Source organism: Actinoplanes sp. NPDC049598, from assembly GCF_040675435.1.
In the GTDB taxonomy this organism is placed as follows: domain Bacteria; phylum Actinomycetota; class Actinomycetes; order Mycobacteriales; family Micromonosporaceae; genus Actinoplanes.
Map to the genome: position 1 here is coordinate 20,988 of NZ_JBFAOX010000014.1, position 17,565 is coordinate 38,552.

Below are 17,565 nucleotides of genomic sequence, written 5' to 3' on the forward strand. Positions count from 1 at the left end.
GCGGGCTGAGGAAGCGTCAGTCGGTGCCGGACTCCATGGCGGCCTGGTCCAGCAGGTCGTCGTTCTGGGTGGGGGTGGCGCCGCGGGAGGCGATCTCCTCGGCGCCGCCGGCGGGGAGGGCGCCGACCAGGCCCGACGGGCTGCCGACCATGCCCAGGCGGGCGTACTGCTCGAGCTTGGCGCGGCTGTCGGCGATGTCCAGGTTGCGCATGGTGAGCTGGCCGATGCGGTCGGCGGGGGCGAAGGCGGGGGTCTCGGTGCGCTCCATCGACAGCTTGTCGGGGTGGTAGCTGAAGGCGGGGCCCGTGGTGTCGAGGACCGAGTAGTCGTCGCCGCGGCGCAGGCGGAGGGTGACCTCGCCGGTGACCGCGTTGCCGACCCAGCGCTGCAGGGACTCGCGCAGCATCAGGGCCTGCGGGTCGAGCCAGCGGCCCTCGTACATGAGGCGGCCCAGCTTGCGGCCCTCGTTGTGGTAGCTGGCCACCGTGTCCTCGTTGTGGATGGCGTTGACCAGGCGCTCGTACGCGATGTGGAGCAGCGCCATGCCGGGCGCCTCGTAGATGCCGCGGCTCTTGGCCTCGATGATCCGGTTCTCGATCTGGTCGGACATGCCCAGGCCGTGCCGGCCGCCGACGGCGTTGGCCTCGAGGACCAGGTCGACCGCGGAGCCGAACTCCTTGCCGTTGATCGAGACGGGGCGGCCCTCGGCGAAGCCGATCGTCACGTCCTCGGTCGCGATCGCCACATCCGTGTCCCAGAACTTGACGCCCATGATCGGGTCGACGAGCTCGATGCCGGCGTCGAGGTGCTCCAGCGACTTGGCCTCGTGGGTGGCGCCCCAGATGTTGGCGTCGGTCGAGTACGCCTTCTCGGTGGAGTCGCGGTACGGCAGGTCGTGGGCGAGCAGCCACTCGCTCATCTCGGTGCGCCCGCCGAGCTCGGCCACGAACTCCCGGTCGAGCCACGGCTTGTAGATCCGCAGCGACGGGTTCGCCAGCAACCCGTACCGGTAGAACCGCTCGATGTCGTTGCCCTTGAAGGTCGAACCGTCGCCCCAGATCTGCACCTGGTCCTCGAGCATGGCCCGGACGAGCAGGGTGCCGGTGACGGCGCGGCCCAGCGGCGTGGTGTTGAAGTAGGTGCGGCCGCCGGACCGGATGTGGAACGCCCCGCAGGCCAGGGCGGTGAGGCCCTCCTCGACGAGGGCGGACCGGCAGTCGACGAGGCGGGCCAGCTCGGCGCCGTAGGCGATGGCGCGGTCGGGCACGGAGGTCACGTCGGGCTCGTCGTACTGGCCGATCTCGGCGGTGTACGCGCAGGGCACAGCGCCCTTCTCACGCATCCACGCGACCGCGACCGACGTGTCGAGGCCACCGGAGAAGGCGATGCCGACCCGCTCGCCGACGGGGAGGGAGGAGAGAACCTTAGTCACGCGCTAGATTATGCAACACTCTGCATTTTCATGCCAACTCGCCACCCCGCCGTTCGAGGGACGCGGTGACCGCATCGTTAGACTTCCTCGTTCGCGGCCCTTCGGAATGGATCGGCATGTCTCTCTACAGCAGCCAGCGCCTGCACACGTTTCGCATGATCGTCACCGGTGGCGGCACCGGCGGGCACACGTACCCGGCCCTGACCACGGTCAATGCCCTCCAGGCCCGGCTCGCCGAGACCGGCACCACGCCCGAGCTGTTGTGGGTCGGGGTGGCCGACGGGCTGGAGGCCACCATCGCCGTACGCAACAACATCCCGTTCCGGGCCGTCACCACCGGTAAGGTCCGGCGTTCCCTGAGCCCCAAGGATCTGGCCCGTAACGTCGCCGACGCGTTCCGCATCCCGCTCGGCATCGTGCAGGCCGCCCTCACGGTGGCCCGGACCCGGCCGTCGGTCGTGCTCAGCACCGGCGGCTTCGTGTCCGTGCCGATCGGCCTGGCCGCGGCCCTGTTCCGGGTGCCCTACCTGATGCACGAGCAGACCCTGAGCCTGGGCCTGGCCAACCGGCTGCTCGCCCGCTTCGCCACCCGGGTCCTGCTCAGCCACGAGGCGTCGCTGGAGCACCTGCCGGAGCGGGCCCGCAGCCGCGCGGTGGTCACCGGCAACCCGATCCGGCCCGCGGTGCTGGGCGGCGACCCGGGCAAGGGCTTCGCCGCGTACGGCCTGGACCCGTCCGTCCCGCTCGTGCTGGTCACCGGTGGCGCGACCGGGGCCCGGCAGATCAACCGGATGCTGACCGGAGCCCTGCCCCACCTGCTCCAGCACTGCCAGATCGTCCACCAGTGCGGCAGCCACGGTTTGGCCGAGATGCAGCAGGTGGCCGCCGAGCTGCCGGCCCCGGTCGCGCACCGCTACCGTGTGGTCGAGTTCATCCACGACGAGCTGCCCGATCTGCTGGCCGGGGCCGCGGTCGTGGTCGCCCGCAGCGGGGCCGGCACCGTCGCCGAGCTCACCGCGCTCGGCAAACCCAGCGTGCTGGTTCCCTACCCGTTCGCGGCCGGCGACGAGCAGCGGGTCACCGCCCGCCATCTCGCCGAGCGGGGCGCCGCGGTCATGCTCGACGGCGATCAGGCCGGCCCGGCGGAGCTGTACGCCACCATCAACGGCCTGCTTTCCGACCCGTACCGCCGCACGGAAATGGCCCGGGCGGCCGCCGCCCAGGGCCGAGCCGACGCCGCCTCCCGCATCGTCACCGAGATCCTGTCGGTCTCCGCCGAGCGTTGAGACCCGCCGCGGCGGCGTGACTCTGACCCGGCAAGCGTGCATCAGGCATTTACGATCGCCGGGTGCACATCCCGCTGCGGAGAGCGGCCCCGGGCGCCTCCAGCCCGGCCGCCGCTCCCCCGCCGGCCACCCTTCGACCCACCCCTCCCCAACCGACCGCAACCGAGCCGGCCGCGAACGGGGCCGCCTCGGGGCTCGCCGTTGCGGGTGCGCTGCCGCCCTGGACGCCGCCGCAGGTGGCGCCGGGGCGCCCGGATGCGCGCCGGCTGGCTGGCCACGGCCGTGCTGCTCGCGCACACCGTGGTGATCGGCCTGTTCGCCGTCCCACTGGCCGGCTTCGCCCCGCAGGAGGCGCCCGTCCACATCCGCCACGACCCGGGCGGCCTGTATGGATTCTTCCTCGGCACCGTCCTGATCGGGCCGGCCCTGCTCGCCGCCGTGGGTGGGCTGTTCCACCGCCCGGAGCCACCGTGGCGGCCGGGTCTGCGCGACAACCGCCCCGAGGACCGCGACGACCGCACCGACTCCCTCGTCGCTACGATCGCCCTGGTCACCGGGGTGCCATGGGTGGCCGGATGGCTGGTCCTGTCCCTGCTCACCATCAGCTCGGCCAACCGCTACGAGCTGCCCCTGATCCCGTCCAGCGGCATGCGCGTCCTGGCCGTCGGCGCCGCTCTGGCCGTGCCGTCGATCGCGGTCGCCGTCTTTCCTGAGCCGCATCAGGATTTCCGGCGGCCCGGGTGAGGTCTCGGCGCGCCAGCTGGCCCTCGGCGCTCCCGTCCTGCTGCTCGCCACGGCCCTGATCGCGCCAGCTGGCCCTGGGCGCTCCCGTCCTGCTGCTCGCCACAGCCCTGATCGCGCAGCTGACCCGCGTCGCCAACCCGGACCTGGTCGGTTTCGCGACGGTCCTGCTCCTGCCATCCGGCTACGTCCACATCCAGCGCCGCCTCGCCCGCCGGAAGTAGGCATTCGCGTCGGCGGCGGTCTTCCTGCGGGCCGAGCGCGACCGGTCCTTCCGCCTGCACGGGGCCGCCCCCGAGCCCTCGAGTTATGGCGCCGACTTGTGGAACAGCCTGCGCCGCGTCACTTCGTGAGGGCGAGCAGGCTCTCGGCCGTCTCGGCGATGGTGTCCTCGATGGGGCGGGCCTTCCAGCCGAGCAGGCGTTCCGCCTTGGCCGAGGTGGCGTCGAGGTTGCGGCCCAGGATCAGGCGCAGGGCGGCCATCTGCGGGTTGACCCGGGCGAGGCCGCGCGACACGGCCAGGGGCATCTCCCGGGTCGGCACCTTGGCCGCCCGGTCGCCCAGGCGGGCGCGCAGGATCGCCGCGAGGTCGCGCTGCCACAGGCTGTGGCCGGCGGTGGCGATGAAGCGCTCGCCCGCCGCGGCCGGCTCGGTCATCGCGAGCAGGTGCAGCGACGCCACGTCGCGGACGTCGACGTAGCCGGTGGCGAATTTGAGCAGTGCCGGCTGGGAGCCGTCGAGCAGGCGGGCCAGGCCGCTGAGCGACGGCGAGTAGTCGGGGCCGAGGACCGGGCCGAGCACGGCCGTCGGGTTGACGGTGGCCAGTTCCAGCCCGTCACCCTCGCCGGCCACGAACTCCCAGGCCGCCCGCTCGGCCAGGGTCTTGGACCGCTGGTACGGCGCGAGGTCGGCGTCGAGGTTGGTCCAGTCCTGCTCGGTGAACGGGGTCTCGCGCGGCTCGTGCCCGTACGCGATCGCGCCGATGGCCGAGGTCATCACCACCCGCCGCACACCCGCGGCCCGGGCCGAGCGCAGCACCCGCAGGGTGCCGTCGATGGCCGGCCGGACCATCTCGTCGGCCGTGCGCGGCACCTGGGTCAGCGTCGGCGACGCCACGTGCAGGACGAAGTCGCACCCGGCGACCGCCTCCGGCCAGCCCTCGTCGCGGCCCAGATCGGCCCGCACCACTTCCAGGTCGGCGCCGAGGCCGGCCTGCTCTCGCACCTGCGGCTCGCGAGCCAGGTCGCGCACGGTCGCCCGCACCGAGTACCCCGCACTGAGCAGGGCCAACGTACACCAGCTGGCGATGTAACCCGAACCGCCGGTCACCACTACCTTTGTCATGAATCAAAGGTAGTGGAGAGCTCTCCGCTTAGTCAACGGTCAAGCGGAGAATTCTCCACTTGAGCGGTCAGGCCGTCGAGGATCAGCCCCAGCATGGGCTGCGTGCGCTCCGGCGCGGACCGCCACAGGGCACCCGTGAGCTGCAGGAAGTCGGCCGGGTCGGCGTCGGCGCGGATGCTGCCGTCGCGCCGGCCGGCGTCGAGCAGATCGGTGATCGCGGCGAGCACCGGGCCGTACGTCTGCTCGGTGATCGACTTGTGCGTGTCCGGGCTGAGCGCGGCCCCGAGCGCGTGCTTCTTGCGCATCGCGTCGACCAGGTCGGTCGTCCACCGCCGCAACGCCTCCACCGGGGCCGAGGCGGCGAGCAGCTCCGGCACCGAGCCGATGAGCCGGCCGACCTCCTCCTGGTAGATGTCCAGGATGAGCGCCTCACGCGACGGATAGTTCCGGTACAGCGTCCCCGGGCCGACACCCGCCCGCTGCGCGATCTGGTTCATCGACGTGTCGCCGTCCTCGGCGAAGGCCACGCGGGCGGCCGCCAGGATGCGGGCCCGGTTCTCCCGGGCGTCCGAGCGGACCATGCCTACAGGAACCGTTCCGGGTCGAACTGGTCGAGCTCGATGATGCGGACCCGGGGCAGGACACTGGTGAAGCAGCCCGCGTCCTCCTCGATGTCGAAGATCTGCAGGCCGGGCAGGTCGGAGAAGCCCGCGTTGAGGAACTCCTTGAACCCGACGACCCCGACCTGGCGCTCGCCGCCGAGCAGAGGCTCGATCTGCGGCAGGAAGTCGCCGTCGTGACTGGCCAGCAGCACGTTGCCGTCCCGGCGGGCGATCGCCTCCAGGGTGCGCTGGATGCCGATGTCGACGACCTTCTGATCCGGCGCGCCGGCCAGCGCGATCGGCCGGTAGCCCATGCTCAGCAGGGCCCGGATGAACGGCATGGGCAGGGCGCCGCCCGAGGCGTTGAGGAAGAACAGGCCCTTGACCGGCTGCTCCCACGTGTCCTGGGCGAACTCCCGCAGGCGTTCCCAGCGCGGCCGCTCGGCCGGGGCCGGCCGGCGGTCCAGCACGCTGTTGCCGAGGGTGGCGTCGATGTTCTCCCCGTCGACGATCAGGTAGGTGACGGACTCCGGTGTGCCGGGCATGAGCGTGCCTTTCCGTTTCCGTACCGACCAGTTCTGCCGTGTCAGCGTACTTCGAGGTGATCCCGGGCGGAGCGGGGCCGGGCGCCGTTTGGGCTCGCGCCCGGCCGAGAAGCCCGCGCCGCGTGTCCGAGGCCGGCCGTGCTGACCGCCCTTGCAGGCTGGCGCGCTACGCGGCGTACCCCAGGATCTTCGCGGCGAGATCGGCCATCACCTCGGTGGCCCCGCCGCCGATGCCGAGGATCCGCATGTCGCGGTAGTGCCGCTCGACCTCCGACTCGCGCATGTAGCCGGCGCCGCCGTGCAGCTGGACCGCCTCGTCGACCACGTACTTACCGGCGTCCACGGCGGCGTTCTTGGCCAGGCACGCCTCACCGGCGACCATCTCGCCCGCGGCGTGCCGGGCGGCCACCCGCCGCGTGTAGGTGCGGGCCAGCTCGATGCGCTGCCGCATCTGGACCAGCTTGTGCCGCACCACCTGCCGGGCGATCAGCGGCCGGCCGAACGTCTCGCGGTCCCGGGCGTACGCCACGGTGAGATCCAGACAGCGCTGCGCCACCGAATAGGCGTGCACCGCCATGATGATCCGCTCCGGCCCGAACACCTGGGCGATCAGCGCGAACCCCTCGTTCTCGCCGCCGATCAGGTTGCGGGCCGGCACCCGGCAGCCGGCGAACGACAGCTCCGCGGTGTCCGAGCAGAGCCAGCCCATCTTGTCGAGACGCCGTGACACCGTGAACCCGGGCGTGCCCTTCTCGACGGCCAACAGGCTGAGACCGGAGGCCCCAGGCCCGGCCGTACGGACCGCGGTGGTGACGAAATCGGCCCGCGCCCCCGAGGTGATGAACATCTTGGCCCCGTCGACCACGTAGTCGTCGCCGTCGCGGACGGCGGTGGTGCGCATCGCGGCAACATCCGACCCGCCGCCGGGCTCGGTGATGCCCAGCGCGCACACCACCTCACCGGCCAGCGCGGGCCGCACGAACCGCTCGATCAGCGCGGCGTCCCCGGTCGCCACGATGTGCGGCAGGGCGATGCCGTGCGTGAACAGCGCGGCGTGACAGCCCGACGAGCCACCCGCTTCGAGGAACGCCTCGGTGGCGACCACGACGTCGACGATGTCCCCACCGTCGCCGCCGTGCTCCTCAGCGAAGCCGATGCCGTACAACCCGGCCCGGCGATGCAGATCCCGCGGCACCTCACCGTCCCGCTCCCACTCGCCGAGGTGTGGGACGACCTCCCGGCGCACGAACCGCCCGGTCGCCTCGCGCAACGCCAGCCGCTCACTCGTCTCGAACGGATCGTCATACATCGCCGGGCCCTCCCCACGTCGCCGCACCGGCGACAATGGACACAAGCCGCCGCCTCCATGCTGCGGCAGACGTCCGGCGCAGGGCCAGGCCCCCGGCCGGTTTACTTGTCCATGCCGATGGAGCTGACGGTGTCGTTCGGCATCTTGGTGTGGATGTTGAAGTCCAGGGCCTGACCGGCGTTGATCTTCATGGCCACCCGCTCCGGGTGCTGCGAGTTGTAATTGCCGTCCTCGAAGACCCACACGGGGTGCGCGGAACGGTTGTAGATGGAGGAAATCGAATCGTTGAGATTGGCGCTGTTGGTGTAGTAGTAGAAACGGAAGTCGGTGATGCCGTTGCCCGGGGTGAGGTCGCGGAAGACCTTGACCGATCCGTGCAGGCCCCAGTCCTGATAAAGGCAGACCTCGTTGGCCCCACACGTGTAGGCCGCCTGCGCCGGTGAGGCCAGGGCCACCGTGGAGCCCAGCACCGCCAGCGCACTTACGACTGCAGCTCTGATCTTCATGCCATCGACGCTAATGCGGCCCACTTTACGGCCACTGAATGACTCGTGGAGGTGACCGATGCCACACCCTCTGAATTTCTTCTGAGACACGCCGCGCGATCAGCGAATGTCATGAGCGGGCAATATTCGCACCCCTTTCGGCCGCGCAGATATCCATTAATGTGTGTCGATAGCCGACGGAGGAGGGCGCATGGAGACGCAGAAATTGGCCGGGCCGGTCTGGTCGCTGTTCCGCATCGTGGTGGGGTTGTTGTTCGCGTTGCACGGCGCCAGCACGGTGCTCGGGCTCTTCGGCGGCAACAAGGGCTCGGGCGACGCGCTGCCGCTCGGCCAGTGGCCGGGCTGGTGGGCCGGGCTGATCCAGCTGGTCTGCGGCCTGCTCGTGCTGGCCGGCGTCCTCACCCGGCCGGCCGCGATCCTGGCCTCCGGCTCCATGGCGTACGCCTATTTCACCGTGCACCAGCCGCAGGGGCTGCTGCCGATCGAGAACGGCGGGGTCTCGCCCGCGCTCTACGCCTGGTCGTTCCTCGCCATCGCGGTCCTCGGCGCCGGGCCGTGGTCGGTCGAAGCGCTGGTCAAGCGCCCGGCCGGCGCCGAAGCCGCAACCGTCACGCCCCGCTGAGCAGCCGGCCCACGTTCTCCGGGGCGAAGAACTCGGCCGGGGAGGTGACGCCCGAGTTGAGGCGGGCGAACGCGTCCTGCCCCTCGCGGCTGCCGGCCAGGGCCGACATCAGCTGGACGGTCTGCTCGTCCGGTGGCTGCAGCGAGGCGATGCCCAGCGTCATCTGGTAGGCCGGCATGGCCCGGGTGTCGCGCCGGGTCTGGTAACCGGCCAGGGCCTGGTCCCACGCCGTGGCCCCGCCGAGCGTCTCGTCCAGGGCGCCGGCGAGGCCCTCGGCGTCGAGGAAGGCGTCGGTGATGCCCTGGGCGGTGATGAAGTCACGGTTGTAACCGGCGTCGCCGACCAGCGCCCAGCCCGGACCCCAGGGCGTACGGAAGTAGTTGGGCACCGACATGCCGACGATGCGCTCCTCACGCTTGGCGTCGCGGATCCGCTCGGCGAACGCCGGCGACAGGGCGAACGTCGCCATCAGCGCCGCCTCGACGTCGTCGCGGTGCTCGGCCATCTCGGCGTGCGGCCAGCCGCCGATGACCAGGGTCAGATCGTCGTTGGTGGGGCACACCGCCCAGCCGCGGCCGGGCCGGCTGTACGCCTCGAAGGTGTCGGTCGGCAGGTTGCTCCAGTAGGAGTAGTAGCCGACCGTGAGCGGCGGCTGGTCCTCGTACACCTGGGGTTGCACGGTCTTGGCGACCACCGAGTTGCGCCCGTCCGCCCCGGCCACCACACGGGCCCGTTCCGTCACGGCGGCCCCGTTGGCGTCGTGCCCGCGGATGCCGGTCACCCGGCCGTCGTCGACGGTCACCTCGTCGACCGTGAAACCCTCGCGGACCTCGGCCCCGGCCTCGGCCGCGGCGTCGAGGAGGATCTTGTCGAGGAGCGTACGGCGGGGGGCGTAGGCGTACGGTGAGTCGGCGCTGCCCGGCGCTCCGGCCAGGGTGAGCGGCCCGAAGTCGAACGAGTACCGGCCGACCGGCGGGCACCCGGTCGCCGCGACCCGGTCGAGCAGCCCCCAGCGGGACAGGGCGGCCGCGCCCGGCGGGTGGATGACGTGGGTCGACACCGTGTCGCTGGGGAAGGTGGCCCGGTCGACCAGCAGCGTGCGGTAGCCGCGGCGGGCCAGCAGCATCGCGAGGGGCGAACCGGCGCAGCGCGCCCCGACCACGATGACGTCGTACGTCGATTCCGTCATCCCGCCATCCTGGTGAACAAGGCCGGTCGAATCAACACTCAACTGAGCGGCGGAGGCGTCGATGGTGATGGTGTGCCTGTTCCGCCGATCTTCGCCGACCGGGCGTTCCAGGCCGTCACCGCCCTGACCGTTGTCGATGTCGGCGCATTTCTGCTGCAGGAGTGGGCCGGGCGGTTGTGGCCCGCGCCGGTGAACTGGCTGCTGATGATCGCGGTCATCGTCCCCACTCTGCTGCTCTGCCACCGGGTCCGGACCGACCCGGCGTCCGCGCCGGCGGTACGCCGTTACTGGCGCACCGTCCAGGCCGGTATCTCGCTGTTCGTCGGCGTGGCCGGTCTGCGGGTCCTGTTCGAGCTCGGCGCCGGTGGCTGGGCGCTGCCGGCCTCGGTGGTGCTGCACGTGATCGGCGGCCTCGTCCTCACGTGGCCGCTGGTCGGCCTGCCCTTCAGCGCCCAGGGCCGCTCCCGCATGCTCGGGGTCTGGCTCGACCTGGGCACCCTGTCGGCCGCGGCCGGCCTGCTCATCTGGCACTTCGCCGCGTCGGCCCAGTTCACCGACGGCCGGGTCACCCTGCCCCGGGTGCTCGCTGCGATCGCCATCATGGGCGCCGGCCTCAACGGCGTCTACCTGGCGGCGAAGGTGGTGCTGGCCGGGGTCGACTCGTTCGCCCGGCGCGGGCTCTACTGGATCGGCACGTCGGCGCTGATCGGCGGCCTCGGCTCGGCCATCAGCTTCCTGCACCCCCACGGGCTCGGCGGCAACCTGCTCGTGCTGGTGCTCCCGCTGGCCGCCTACGCGGCCGCGGTCGGCGCCCGGGTGCAGGTGGTGGACACCGCGGCCGGCAGCCGGCCGCGGCGGTCGAAGCGCAGTTACAGCCTGATGCCGTACGTGGCCATCGCGGCCGTCGACGCCATGGTGGTCTACCACAACCTGCGGGGCGGCGAGAACGGCACGCTGATCGACGCCGTCGCGGTCACGCTGACCGGGCTGGTGGTGGTCCGCCAGCTGATCGCGTTCCGGCTCAACGACATGCTGCAGCACCGGCTGAGCTACGAGGCGAGCCACGACTCGCTGACCGGCCTGGCCAACCGGGCGCTGTTCAACAAGCGGGTGGCCGAGGCCGTGACCGGCGCCGGCCCGGGCACGCCGGTCAGCATCGTGCTGATCGACCTGGACGACTTCAAGACGGTCAACGACACCCTCGGGCACGCCACCGGCGACGCCCTGCTGGTACACGTGGCCGAGCGGATGCGGGCCGGCGTGCGGCCGGCCGACACGGTGGCCCGGCTCGGCGGTGACGAGTTCGCCATCCTCTTCGACGACTGCGACGGCGACGACGTGGACCAGGTGCTCACCCGCATCGCGGCCGCCCTGCTGGAGCCGGCCGTCATCGACGGCGAGCCGCTGACCGCGCGGGCCAGCTTCGGCGTGGTCGACGGCCGGGGCGGCGACGACGCGGGCGACCTGCTCCGCCAGGCCGACATCGCGATGTACGAGGCCAAGGCTCGCGGCGAGGGCGGCTACGAACGCTACCGCCCGGGCATGGAGGCCCGCGGCGCCGAGCGCAGCCGGCAGGCGTCCGCCCTGCACACCGCGATCCTCTCCGATCAGCTGGTGACGTACTTCCAGCCGGTGGTGACCCTGCCCGGCGGCCGGATCAACGGGGCCGAGGCGCTGGTCCGCTGGCAGCACCCGGCCGAGGGCCTGCTCGGCCCGGGCGCCTTCATCGACATCGCCGAACAGACCGGCCTGATCGTCCCGCTCGGCACGTGGGTGCTACGCGCCGCGACCCGCGAGGCCGCGACCTGGCCCGAGCCGCTGACGGTGTCGGTCAACGTCTCGGCCCGGCAGCTGCGCGAGGCCGCCTTCCCGGCCGTGGTCGAGGCGGCCCTGCGCGACAGCGGCCTGCCGCCGCACCGGCTCACGGTGGAGATCACCGAGTCGGTCGCCGTCGGTGGCGGCGCCACCACCGGCAACCTGCGCCGGCTGCGGGAGATGGGCGTACGCCTGGCGCTGGACGACTTCGGCACCGGGGCGTCCACGCTGACCCTGCTGGCCAGTTGCCCGGTCGACCAGATCAAGCTGGACCGCTCCTTCGTGCCGACCGGCGGCCCCGACGCCATCGCCGACGCGGTGGCCCAGATGGCCCGCGCCTTCGGCCTGGAGGCGGTCGCCGAGGGCGTCGAGACCCCGGAGCAGGCGGACCGCCTGAGCCGGCTGGGCTACGAGCGCGCCCAGGGCTTCCACTTCGCCCGCCCGATGCCGGCCGGCGAATTCCGGGCCCGCCTGGTCAGCCCAGCCGCCGCGTAAAGGGGCGAAAGATCGGCCGATGGCGATCCGGCCCATTGACTTGGACAGATGCGCAGCCGAGGCTCAGGGTGAATGGGAACGCTCCCACCCCGGTGAGATCGGAGTCCAACGTGTCCTTGTCACTCCCCTTACGATGGGCCGGCGCCGCGTTGACCGCCTGCGCGGTCACCCTGGCCGTCAGCCCGTCGCCCGCGCACGCCGTCATCCCGGACGGCACGCGGTTCTACACGCCGAAGCCCGACCCCGGCGCCGTCCAGCAGATCGCCCAGCTCAAGGCGGCCGGTCAGCGCGGTCTGGCCCACCAGATCCGTACGATGATCGAGACCCCGCAGGCCGTCTGGGTGACCGGCGGTTCCGGCCGCTCCCTGACCAAGTCGGTCCAGACGGAGGCGCAGCGGGCCGCCGCGCGCAAGACGCTGCCGGTCTTCGTCGCCTACAACATCCCGTTCCGGGACTGCTCCCAGTACTCGGCCGGCGGCGCCACCTCCGTCGCCGAGTACAAGGCGTGGATCGACGCCTTCGCCGCCGGCATCGGCGGCCGGCCCGCGGCGGTCATGCTCGAGCCCGACGGCCTGGGCATCATCCCGTGGTACACCACGATCAACGGCAACCAGGAGTGGTGCCAGCCGGCCGAGGCCGACCCGGCCACCGCCGCCACGGAACGGTTCGCCATGCTCAACTACGCCGTGGACCGCCTGGCCCGGCTGCCCCGCACGAGCGTCTACCTCGACGGCACGCACAGCGCCTGGCTCGGCGTCGGTGACATCGCCGACCGGCTGGTCAAGGCCGGTGTGCGCAAGGCCGACGGCTTCTTCCTGAACGTGTCGAACTACGAGACGACCGAGCGCCAGCTCAAGTTCGGCAACTGGATCTCGAAGTGCGTCTACTACGGCACGCAGGGGCCGGCCGAGGCCCGCGGCCACTTCGAGCAGTGCGCCAGCCAGTACTACCCGGCCAGCCCGAACGACTTCAGCACGTGGGCGCTGAGCGACGCCTGGTACGCGGCGAACGTCGGCGCCGTCTCGCCGCGCAAGCTGCCCCACTTCGTCGTGGACACCAGCCGCAACGGTCAGGGCCCGTGGACCGCGCCGGCCGGTGTCACCTGGCCCGACCCGCAGACCTGGTGCAACCCGCCGGACCGGGGCCTGGGCCTGCGCCCGACCACCCGGACCGGCGACCCGCTGGCCGACGCCTTCCTGTGGGTCAAGACGCCCGGCCAGTCCGACGGCCAGTGCGACCGCGGCACCGGCACCGGGGTCGACCCGGCCCGCGGCGGCATCGCCGACCCGGCCGCCGGCGCCTGGTTCCCGCAGCAGGCGGTGGAGCTCGTCCAGCTCGCCAACCCGCCGCTGCGCTGATCGGCGGCGTACGTCTCAGGAGACCCTGACCTTGACCTTGACGGCGCCGGTCGCGGCCGTCGCGTTGAGGCTCGTGCCCGGGACCACCGCGCGGTACGTGTAAGTGCCCGCGGTGGTCCACACGAACGAGAAGGCGTACGTCCGGCCAGTCGTAGCGCGGCCCGCCGCCATCTGCGATCGGCTCCTGACTCCTCCTCGACGGCTCCCGGCGGACGCCTTCCGCCGCCGTACCCAGCGCAGCAAGCCGGCCGCCCCCTCCGCAGTCGAACGGCCGACATCGTCGCTGTCCGGTCTACCGGTCGACCGGCGGGAAACATATGTTGGGCGGGTGGGAGTCGACGGGTTCCGGCTCGCCGAGGCGGTGGCCGACGTCTACGGCGACCTCCGGCTCGAGGCCGTGCTGCGGCGGCTGCTGCGGCACACGGCCCGGCTCACCGGGTCGGCCGCGGGCAGCGTGTCGCTGATCGACGCGGGCGCGGGGCGCTACACGAAGGCGGCCGAGTACGGCGCGTTCTGCCACCTCGGCGATTCGTTCCCGCTGGACGAGGGGGCCACCGGCCGCGCGTTCGGCCGCCGCCGGCCCGTGGTGATCCCCGAGTACGGGCAGCTGCGCTCCGGGCATCTCGTCGCGGCCGACCGCGTGCGGCGCGGGCCGGCGGCGGCCGTGCCGATCTGGTGGCGGGGCGAGGTGGTCGCGGTGAGCGTGACCTTCGGGCCCGCTTTCCCCAGCCGGACCGTGGACGATCTGGAGACGCTGACCCAGGCCTCGGCGGCCGCCATCGTCCGTACCGCCCGCCTCGCCCGGCCCGATCCGCCGCTGCCCGCGCCCGTCCCGTTCACCACTCGCGAGCTGGATGTTCTCGAGCTGATGCGGCAGGGCCTGACCTACCACGAGATCGCCTCCCGGCTCGAGCTCTCCCCCAAGACCGTGGAGAAACACGTCGGCGCGGTCATCCGCAAGACCGGCACCCGCAACCGGACGGCGGCGGTGGTCACCGCCCTCGACAACGGCTGGCTTCTGGGGAGTTCACCCCATACCGCGACCGGGTGATCAGTGGCTTGACTGGGCTCATGCCCGTCGTGCCGATGAAGGACATCCTGGACCGCGCGCTCGCCGGCCGTTACGGCGTCGGCGCCTTCAACATCGTCGACGATCTGAGCATCGAGGCGGTCCTGGCGGCCGCCGTCGAGGAGCGCGCGCCGGTCATCCTGCAGACCTCGGTCAAGACCGTCAAGATGTACGGACGGAAGCTGCTGTTCGAGATCTTCCAGGCGCTCGCCCGCGACGTCGACGTGCCGGTCACCCTGCATCTCGACCACTGCCCCGACCGTACGGTGATCTCGGACTGCCTGGCCGGCGGCTGGAACTCGGTGCTGTTCGACGCGCACGAGCTCGACGTGGCCGAGAACCGCCGGCAGACGACCGAGGTGGTGGCCGAGGCCCGGCGCACCGGCGCCCACGTCGAGGGCGAGATCGAGGGCATCCAGGGCGTCGAGGACGACCTCGGCTCGGATGAGGCGTCCCGGATCCAGTCGCTCGAGGTGGCCGTCGACTTCATCAAGCACACCGGCGTCGACTGCTTCGCCCCGGCCATCGGCAACGCGCACGGGCAGTACAAGAAGGCCCCCACGTTGAACGCGCAACGGGTCAGCGACCTGGTCGCGGCGACCGGCGTGCCGATGGCCCTGCACGGCGGCACCGGACTCTCCGACGAGCAGTTCACCGACCTCATCGCCCGCGGGTGCGCCAAGGTGAACATCTCGACGGCGCTCAAGGAAAGCCTCATGAAATCCGGTCTCGCCTTTCTCCGAGAGGCCGAGAAAGAAGGTAAATGGGATCCACCCTCGCTGTTCCGGCATCAGCGGGCAGCGGTGATGGACATGGCCCGCGCGCACATCCGGCTCTTCGGATCGGCCGGGCGGGCCTGGTGACCGCGCTCATCTTCGACTGCGACGGGGTGCTCGCCGACACCGAGCGCTACGGGCATCTGCCCGCGTTCAACGCCACCTTCGAGCAATTCGGCCTGCCCGCGCATTGGAGCGAGGAGGAATACGGCGAGAAATTGAAGATCGGCGGCGGCAAGGAGCGCATGGCCAGCCTGTTCACCGATCCCGCCTTCGCCGCGGCGGCCGGCGCTTCCGACCGTACCGCCAGCCTTGCGAAATGGCACCAAGCCAAGACCGCGGCCTTCAAGCAGTTGGTGGCGCAAGGCCGCGTCCCGACCCGTCCGGGCATTGCCCGGATCATCACGGCGGCCCTCGGGCAGGGATGGACGGTGGCGGTCGCGTCGACCTCGGCCGAGGAGTCGGTACGGGCCGTGCTGGCCACCGCGATCGGCTCTCTCATCGGCCAGGTGCCGGTTTTCGCCGGTGACATCGTGCCGGCCAAGAAGCCCGATCCGGCCATCTACGAGCTGACGGTGGCCCGGCTCGGCTTGGACAAGACGGACACGCTGGTGATCGAGGACTCGCGCAACGGGCTGCTGGCCGCGGTCGGGGCCGGCCTGCGCTGCCTGGTGACGGTGAACGGCTACACCCGCGACGAGGACTTCACCGAGGCCGCGCTCGTGGTCTCCGAGCTGGGCGATCCGGGCCGGCCGCCGGTCGAGGTGCTGGCCAACCGCAGCGCGGCCCGCCCCGGCCCCTATCTCACCCTCGGCGACCTGCGCGGTTGCCTCTCCCCCGTCCCCGGAGCTGACCGATGACCATCGAAGACACCGAGCGTGTGGTGCGGACGATCGCCGAGACCGCGATCGAGAACGAGAAGTACTTCGGCGACCTCGACTCGGTGGTCGGCGACGGCGACTTCGGTTATTCGCTGGCCCGCGGCTTCGAGAAACTCCTGGAGAGCTGGGACGACCTCGACCGGTCGTCGCCCGGCGCCTTCCTCAAGCGGACCGGGATGGTGATCGCCTCCCGGATCGGCGGCACGTCCGGTCCGCTCTGGGGCACGGCGTTCATGCGGGCCGGGGGTCAAGCCGCTCCCGTGGACATGCTGCGGGCCGCCATCGAGGGGATCAAGGCGCGCGGTCAGTCCGATGTGGGCGACAAGACCCTGCTCGACGCGCTGGTGCCGTACACCGACGCGCTGGCGGGCGCGCTGTCCCGCGGCGCGCCGGCCGAGGAGGCGGTACGGGCGGCCGCGACCGCCGCCCGGGAGGCGGCCGACGCCACCAGCGGGATGGTGGCCAAACGCGGACGGGCTGCGTACACCGGCGAGCGCAGCAGGGGCTCGGTCGACGCCGGCGCCATGGCGGTGGCGGTCATCGCCGAACGGATCAGCGAGACCTGGAAGCAAGGAGCGGCGCCGTGAAGAAGTTCGTCAACGACCCCAAGAACTACGTTCCCGAGATGCTCGAGGGGGTGGCCCTGGCCAACCCGGACACCCTCAAGTACGTCCCCGCCTACAACCTGATCATGCGGGCCGACGCGCCCTTCGAGAACAAGGTGTCGATCGTCCAGGGCTCCGGCTCGGGGCACGAACCGGCCCACGTCATGGCCGTGGGCAAGGGCATGCTCGACGCGGCCTGCCCCGGTGACGTCTTCGCAGCCCCGCCGATGGACTACGTCTACGAGACGGCCAAGCTGCTGGCCTCCCCCAAGGGCGTGCTGCTGCTGGTGAACAACTACACCGGCGACCGGATGGCCTTCGACATGGGCAAGGAGATGGCCGAGGCCGACGGCGTACGCTGCGAGATCCTCACCATCAACGACGACGTCGCCGTGCAGGACTCCCTCTACACCGTCGGCCGCCGCGGCGTGGCCGGCAACTTCTTCGTCATCAAGGCCGTCGGCGCCGCCGCCGAGCGGGGCGCCGACCTGGACGAGCTGCTCCGGATCGGCCGCAAGGTCAACGGCGCCGCCCGCACGATCGGGGTCGCGCTGACCGCCTGCACCCCACCGGCCAAGGGCTCACCCCTGTTCGACCTGGGCCCGGAGGAGATCGAGTTCGGTGTCGGCATCCACGGCGAGCCCGGCCGCGAACGCCGCCGGCTGGCCCCGGCCGACCAGATCGTCGACGACATGCTCGACGCCGTGGTCTCCGACCTCCCCTACAACTCCGGCGACCGCGTGGCGCTGATGGTCAACGGTCTGGGCGGCACTCCGATCAGCGAGCTCTACATCGTCTACCGCCGGGCCCACCAGCGCCTGACCGAGCGAGGCATCACCGTCGCCCGCAACTACGTCGGCGAATACTGCACGTCCCTGGACATGGCCGGCGCCTCCCTGACCCTCGTCCGCCTGGACGACGAAGTGGAGGGCCTCCTCGCCGCCCCCGCCGATGCCGCGGCACGGGTGTTCTGAGTCCGGCCCGCGGTCG

Annotated in this window: 18 protein-coding genes; 10 read left to right on the forward strand and 8 right to left on the reverse strand. The window is 71.8% G+C overall.

Features of this window, described 5'->3' with window-relative positions:
- Window positions 1-16: 16 nt before the first annotated feature.
- Complete coding sequence (gene argG / locus AB0J66_RS29195; protein WP_364667160.1) at window positions 17-1,432, reverse strand: argininosuccinate synthase; 1,416 nt, start codon at window positions 1,430-1,432, stop codon at window positions 17-19.
- A 116-nt stretch (window positions 1,433-1,548) separates the two neighbouring features.
- Between argG and AB0J66_RS29200 the strand changes: the two genes are divergently transcribed.
- Window positions 1,549-2,718: a UDP-N-acetylglucosamine--N-acetylmuramyl-(pentapeptide) pyrophosphoryl-undecaprenol N-acetylglucosamine transferase gene (locus AB0J66_RS29200; protein WP_364667162.1), complete on the forward strand. Its 1,170-nt coding sequence runs from the start codon at window positions 1,549-1,551 to the stop codon at window positions 2,716-2,718.
- 255 nt (window positions 2,719-2,973) lie between these two features.
- On the forward strand, window positions 2,974-3,462 hold the full coding sequence (locus tag AB0J66_RS29205; RefSeq protein WP_364667164.1) for a hypothetical protein: 489 nt from the start codon (window positions 2,974-2,976) through the stop codon (window positions 3,460-3,462).
- Between the two features lie 339 nt (window positions 3,463-3,801).
- On the opposite strand, the gene AB0J66_RS29210 is transcribed toward AB0J66_RS29205, so the two are convergent.
- From AB0J66_RS29210 to AB0J66_RS29230, 5 genes are all read right to left on the reverse strand, one after another.
- Entirely contained in the window at window positions 3,802-4,803 is a 1,002-nt protein-coding gene (locus AB0J66_RS29210; protein ID WP_364667167.1) for an aldehyde reductase, read from the reverse strand.
- 32 nt (window positions 4,804-4,835) lie between these two features.
- Complete coding sequence (locus AB0J66_RS29215; protein WP_364667170.1) at window positions 4,836-5,384, reverse strand: TetR/AcrR family transcriptional regulator; 549 nt, start codon at window positions 5,382-5,384, stop codon at window positions 4,836-4,838.
- 2 nt (window positions 5,385-5,386) lie between these two features.
- A complete protein-coding gene (locus tag AB0J66_RS29220) occupies window positions 5,387-5,950 on the reverse strand; it encodes a nuclease (protein WP_364667172.1) in 564 nt (187 codons plus the stop codon).
- Between the two features lie 166 nt (window positions 5,951-6,116).
- Complete coding sequence (locus tag AB0J66_RS29225; RefSeq protein WP_364667174.1) at window positions 6,117-7,259, reverse strand: acyl-CoA dehydrogenase family protein; 1,143 nt, start codon at window positions 7,257-7,259, stop codon at window positions 6,117-6,119.
- Between the two features lie 101 nt (window positions 7,260-7,360).
- Window positions 7,361-7,765 carry a peptidase inhibitor family I36 protein gene (locus tag AB0J66_RS29230; protein ID WP_364667177.1) on the reverse strand — a complete coding sequence of 135 codons (405 nt, stop codon included), beginning with the start codon at window positions 7,763-7,765 and terminating at the stop codon, window positions 7,361-7,363.
- Between the two features lie 190 nt (window positions 7,766-7,955).
- Between AB0J66_RS29230 and AB0J66_RS29235 the strand changes: the two genes are divergently transcribed.
- Window positions 7,956-8,387, forward strand: a complete 432-nt coding sequence (locus tag AB0J66_RS29235) for a DoxX family protein (protein ID WP_364667179.1) — start codon at window positions 7,956-7,958, stop codon at window positions 8,385-8,387.
- On the opposite strand, the gene AB0J66_RS29240 is transcribed toward AB0J66_RS29235, so the two are convergent.
- A complete protein-coding gene (locus AB0J66_RS29240) occupies window positions 8,374-9,576 on the reverse strand; it encodes an NAD(P)/FAD-dependent oxidoreductase (RefSeq protein WP_364667182.1) in 1,203 nt (400 codons plus the stop codon). The two genes, AB0J66_RS29235 and AB0J66_RS29240, sit on opposite strands and share 14 nt — an antisense overlap.
- Window positions 9,577-9,648: 72 nt before the next feature.
- Here AB0J66_RS29240 and AB0J66_RS29245 point away from each other — a divergent pair, with 72 nt between their 5' ends.
- Window positions 9,649-11,886, forward strand: coding sequence for an EAL domain-containing protein (locus tag AB0J66_RS29245; protein ID WP_364667185.1), 2,238 nt, complete (start codon window positions 9,649-9,651; stop codon window positions 11,884-11,886).
- Between the two features lie 110 nt (window positions 11,887-11,996).
- A complete protein-coding gene (locus AB0J66_RS29250) occupies window positions 11,997-13,244 on the forward strand; it encodes a glycoside hydrolase family 6 protein (RefSeq protein WP_364667187.1) in 1,248 nt (415 codons plus the stop codon).
- 15 nt (window positions 13,245-13,259) lie between these two features.
- Here AB0J66_RS29250 and AB0J66_RS29255 read toward each other — a convergent pair whose 3' ends face one another.
- On the reverse strand, window positions 13,260-13,415 hold the full coding sequence (locus AB0J66_RS29255) for a hypothetical protein (RefSeq protein WP_364667190.1): 156 nt from the start codon (window positions 13,413-13,415) through the stop codon (window positions 13,260-13,262).
- A gap of 157 nt (window positions 13,416-13,572) precedes the next feature.
- Between AB0J66_RS29255 and AB0J66_RS29260 the strand changes: the two genes are divergently transcribed.
- The 5 genes from AB0J66_RS29260 to dhaK are packed head-to-tail and all read left to right on the forward strand — an operon-like array spanning window position 13,573 to window position 17,549.
- Window positions 13,573-14,295 (forward strand): LuxR C-terminal-related transcriptional regulator, encoded by a 723-nt coding sequence (locus AB0J66_RS29260; protein WP_364667193.1) that lies wholly within the window; start codon window positions 13,573-13,575, stop codon window positions 14,293-14,295.
- A 20-nt stretch (window positions 14,296-14,315) separates the two neighbouring features.
- Complete coding sequence (locus tag AB0J66_RS29265) at window positions 14,316-15,176, forward strand: class II fructose-bisphosphate aldolase (protein ID WP_364667196.1); 861 nt, start codon at window positions 14,316-14,318, stop codon at window positions 15,174-15,176.
- Complete coding sequence (locus tag AB0J66_RS29270; RefSeq protein WP_364667198.1) at window positions 15,173-15,949, forward strand: HAD-IA family hydrolase; 777 nt, start codon at window positions 15,173-15,175, stop codon at window positions 15,947-15,949. Before AB0J66_RS29265 ends, AB0J66_RS29270 begins: the two co-directional genes overlap by 4 nt.
- Complete coding sequence (gene dhaL, locus AB0J66_RS29275) at window positions 15,946-16,557, forward strand: dihydroxyacetone kinase subunit DhaL (RefSeq protein ID WP_364667201.1); 612 nt, start codon at window positions 15,946-15,948, stop codon at window positions 16,555-16,557. Before AB0J66_RS29270 ends, dhaL begins: the two co-directional genes overlap by 4 nt.
- Complete coding sequence (gene dhaK / locus AB0J66_RS29280; RefSeq protein WP_364667203.1) at window positions 16,554-17,549, forward strand: dihydroxyacetone kinase subunit DhaK; 996 nt, start codon at window positions 16,554-16,556, stop codon at window positions 17,547-17,549. The genes dhaL and dhaK overlap by 4 nt, the downstream gene beginning before the upstream one ends.
- Window positions 17,550-17,565: the final 16 nt, after the last annotated feature.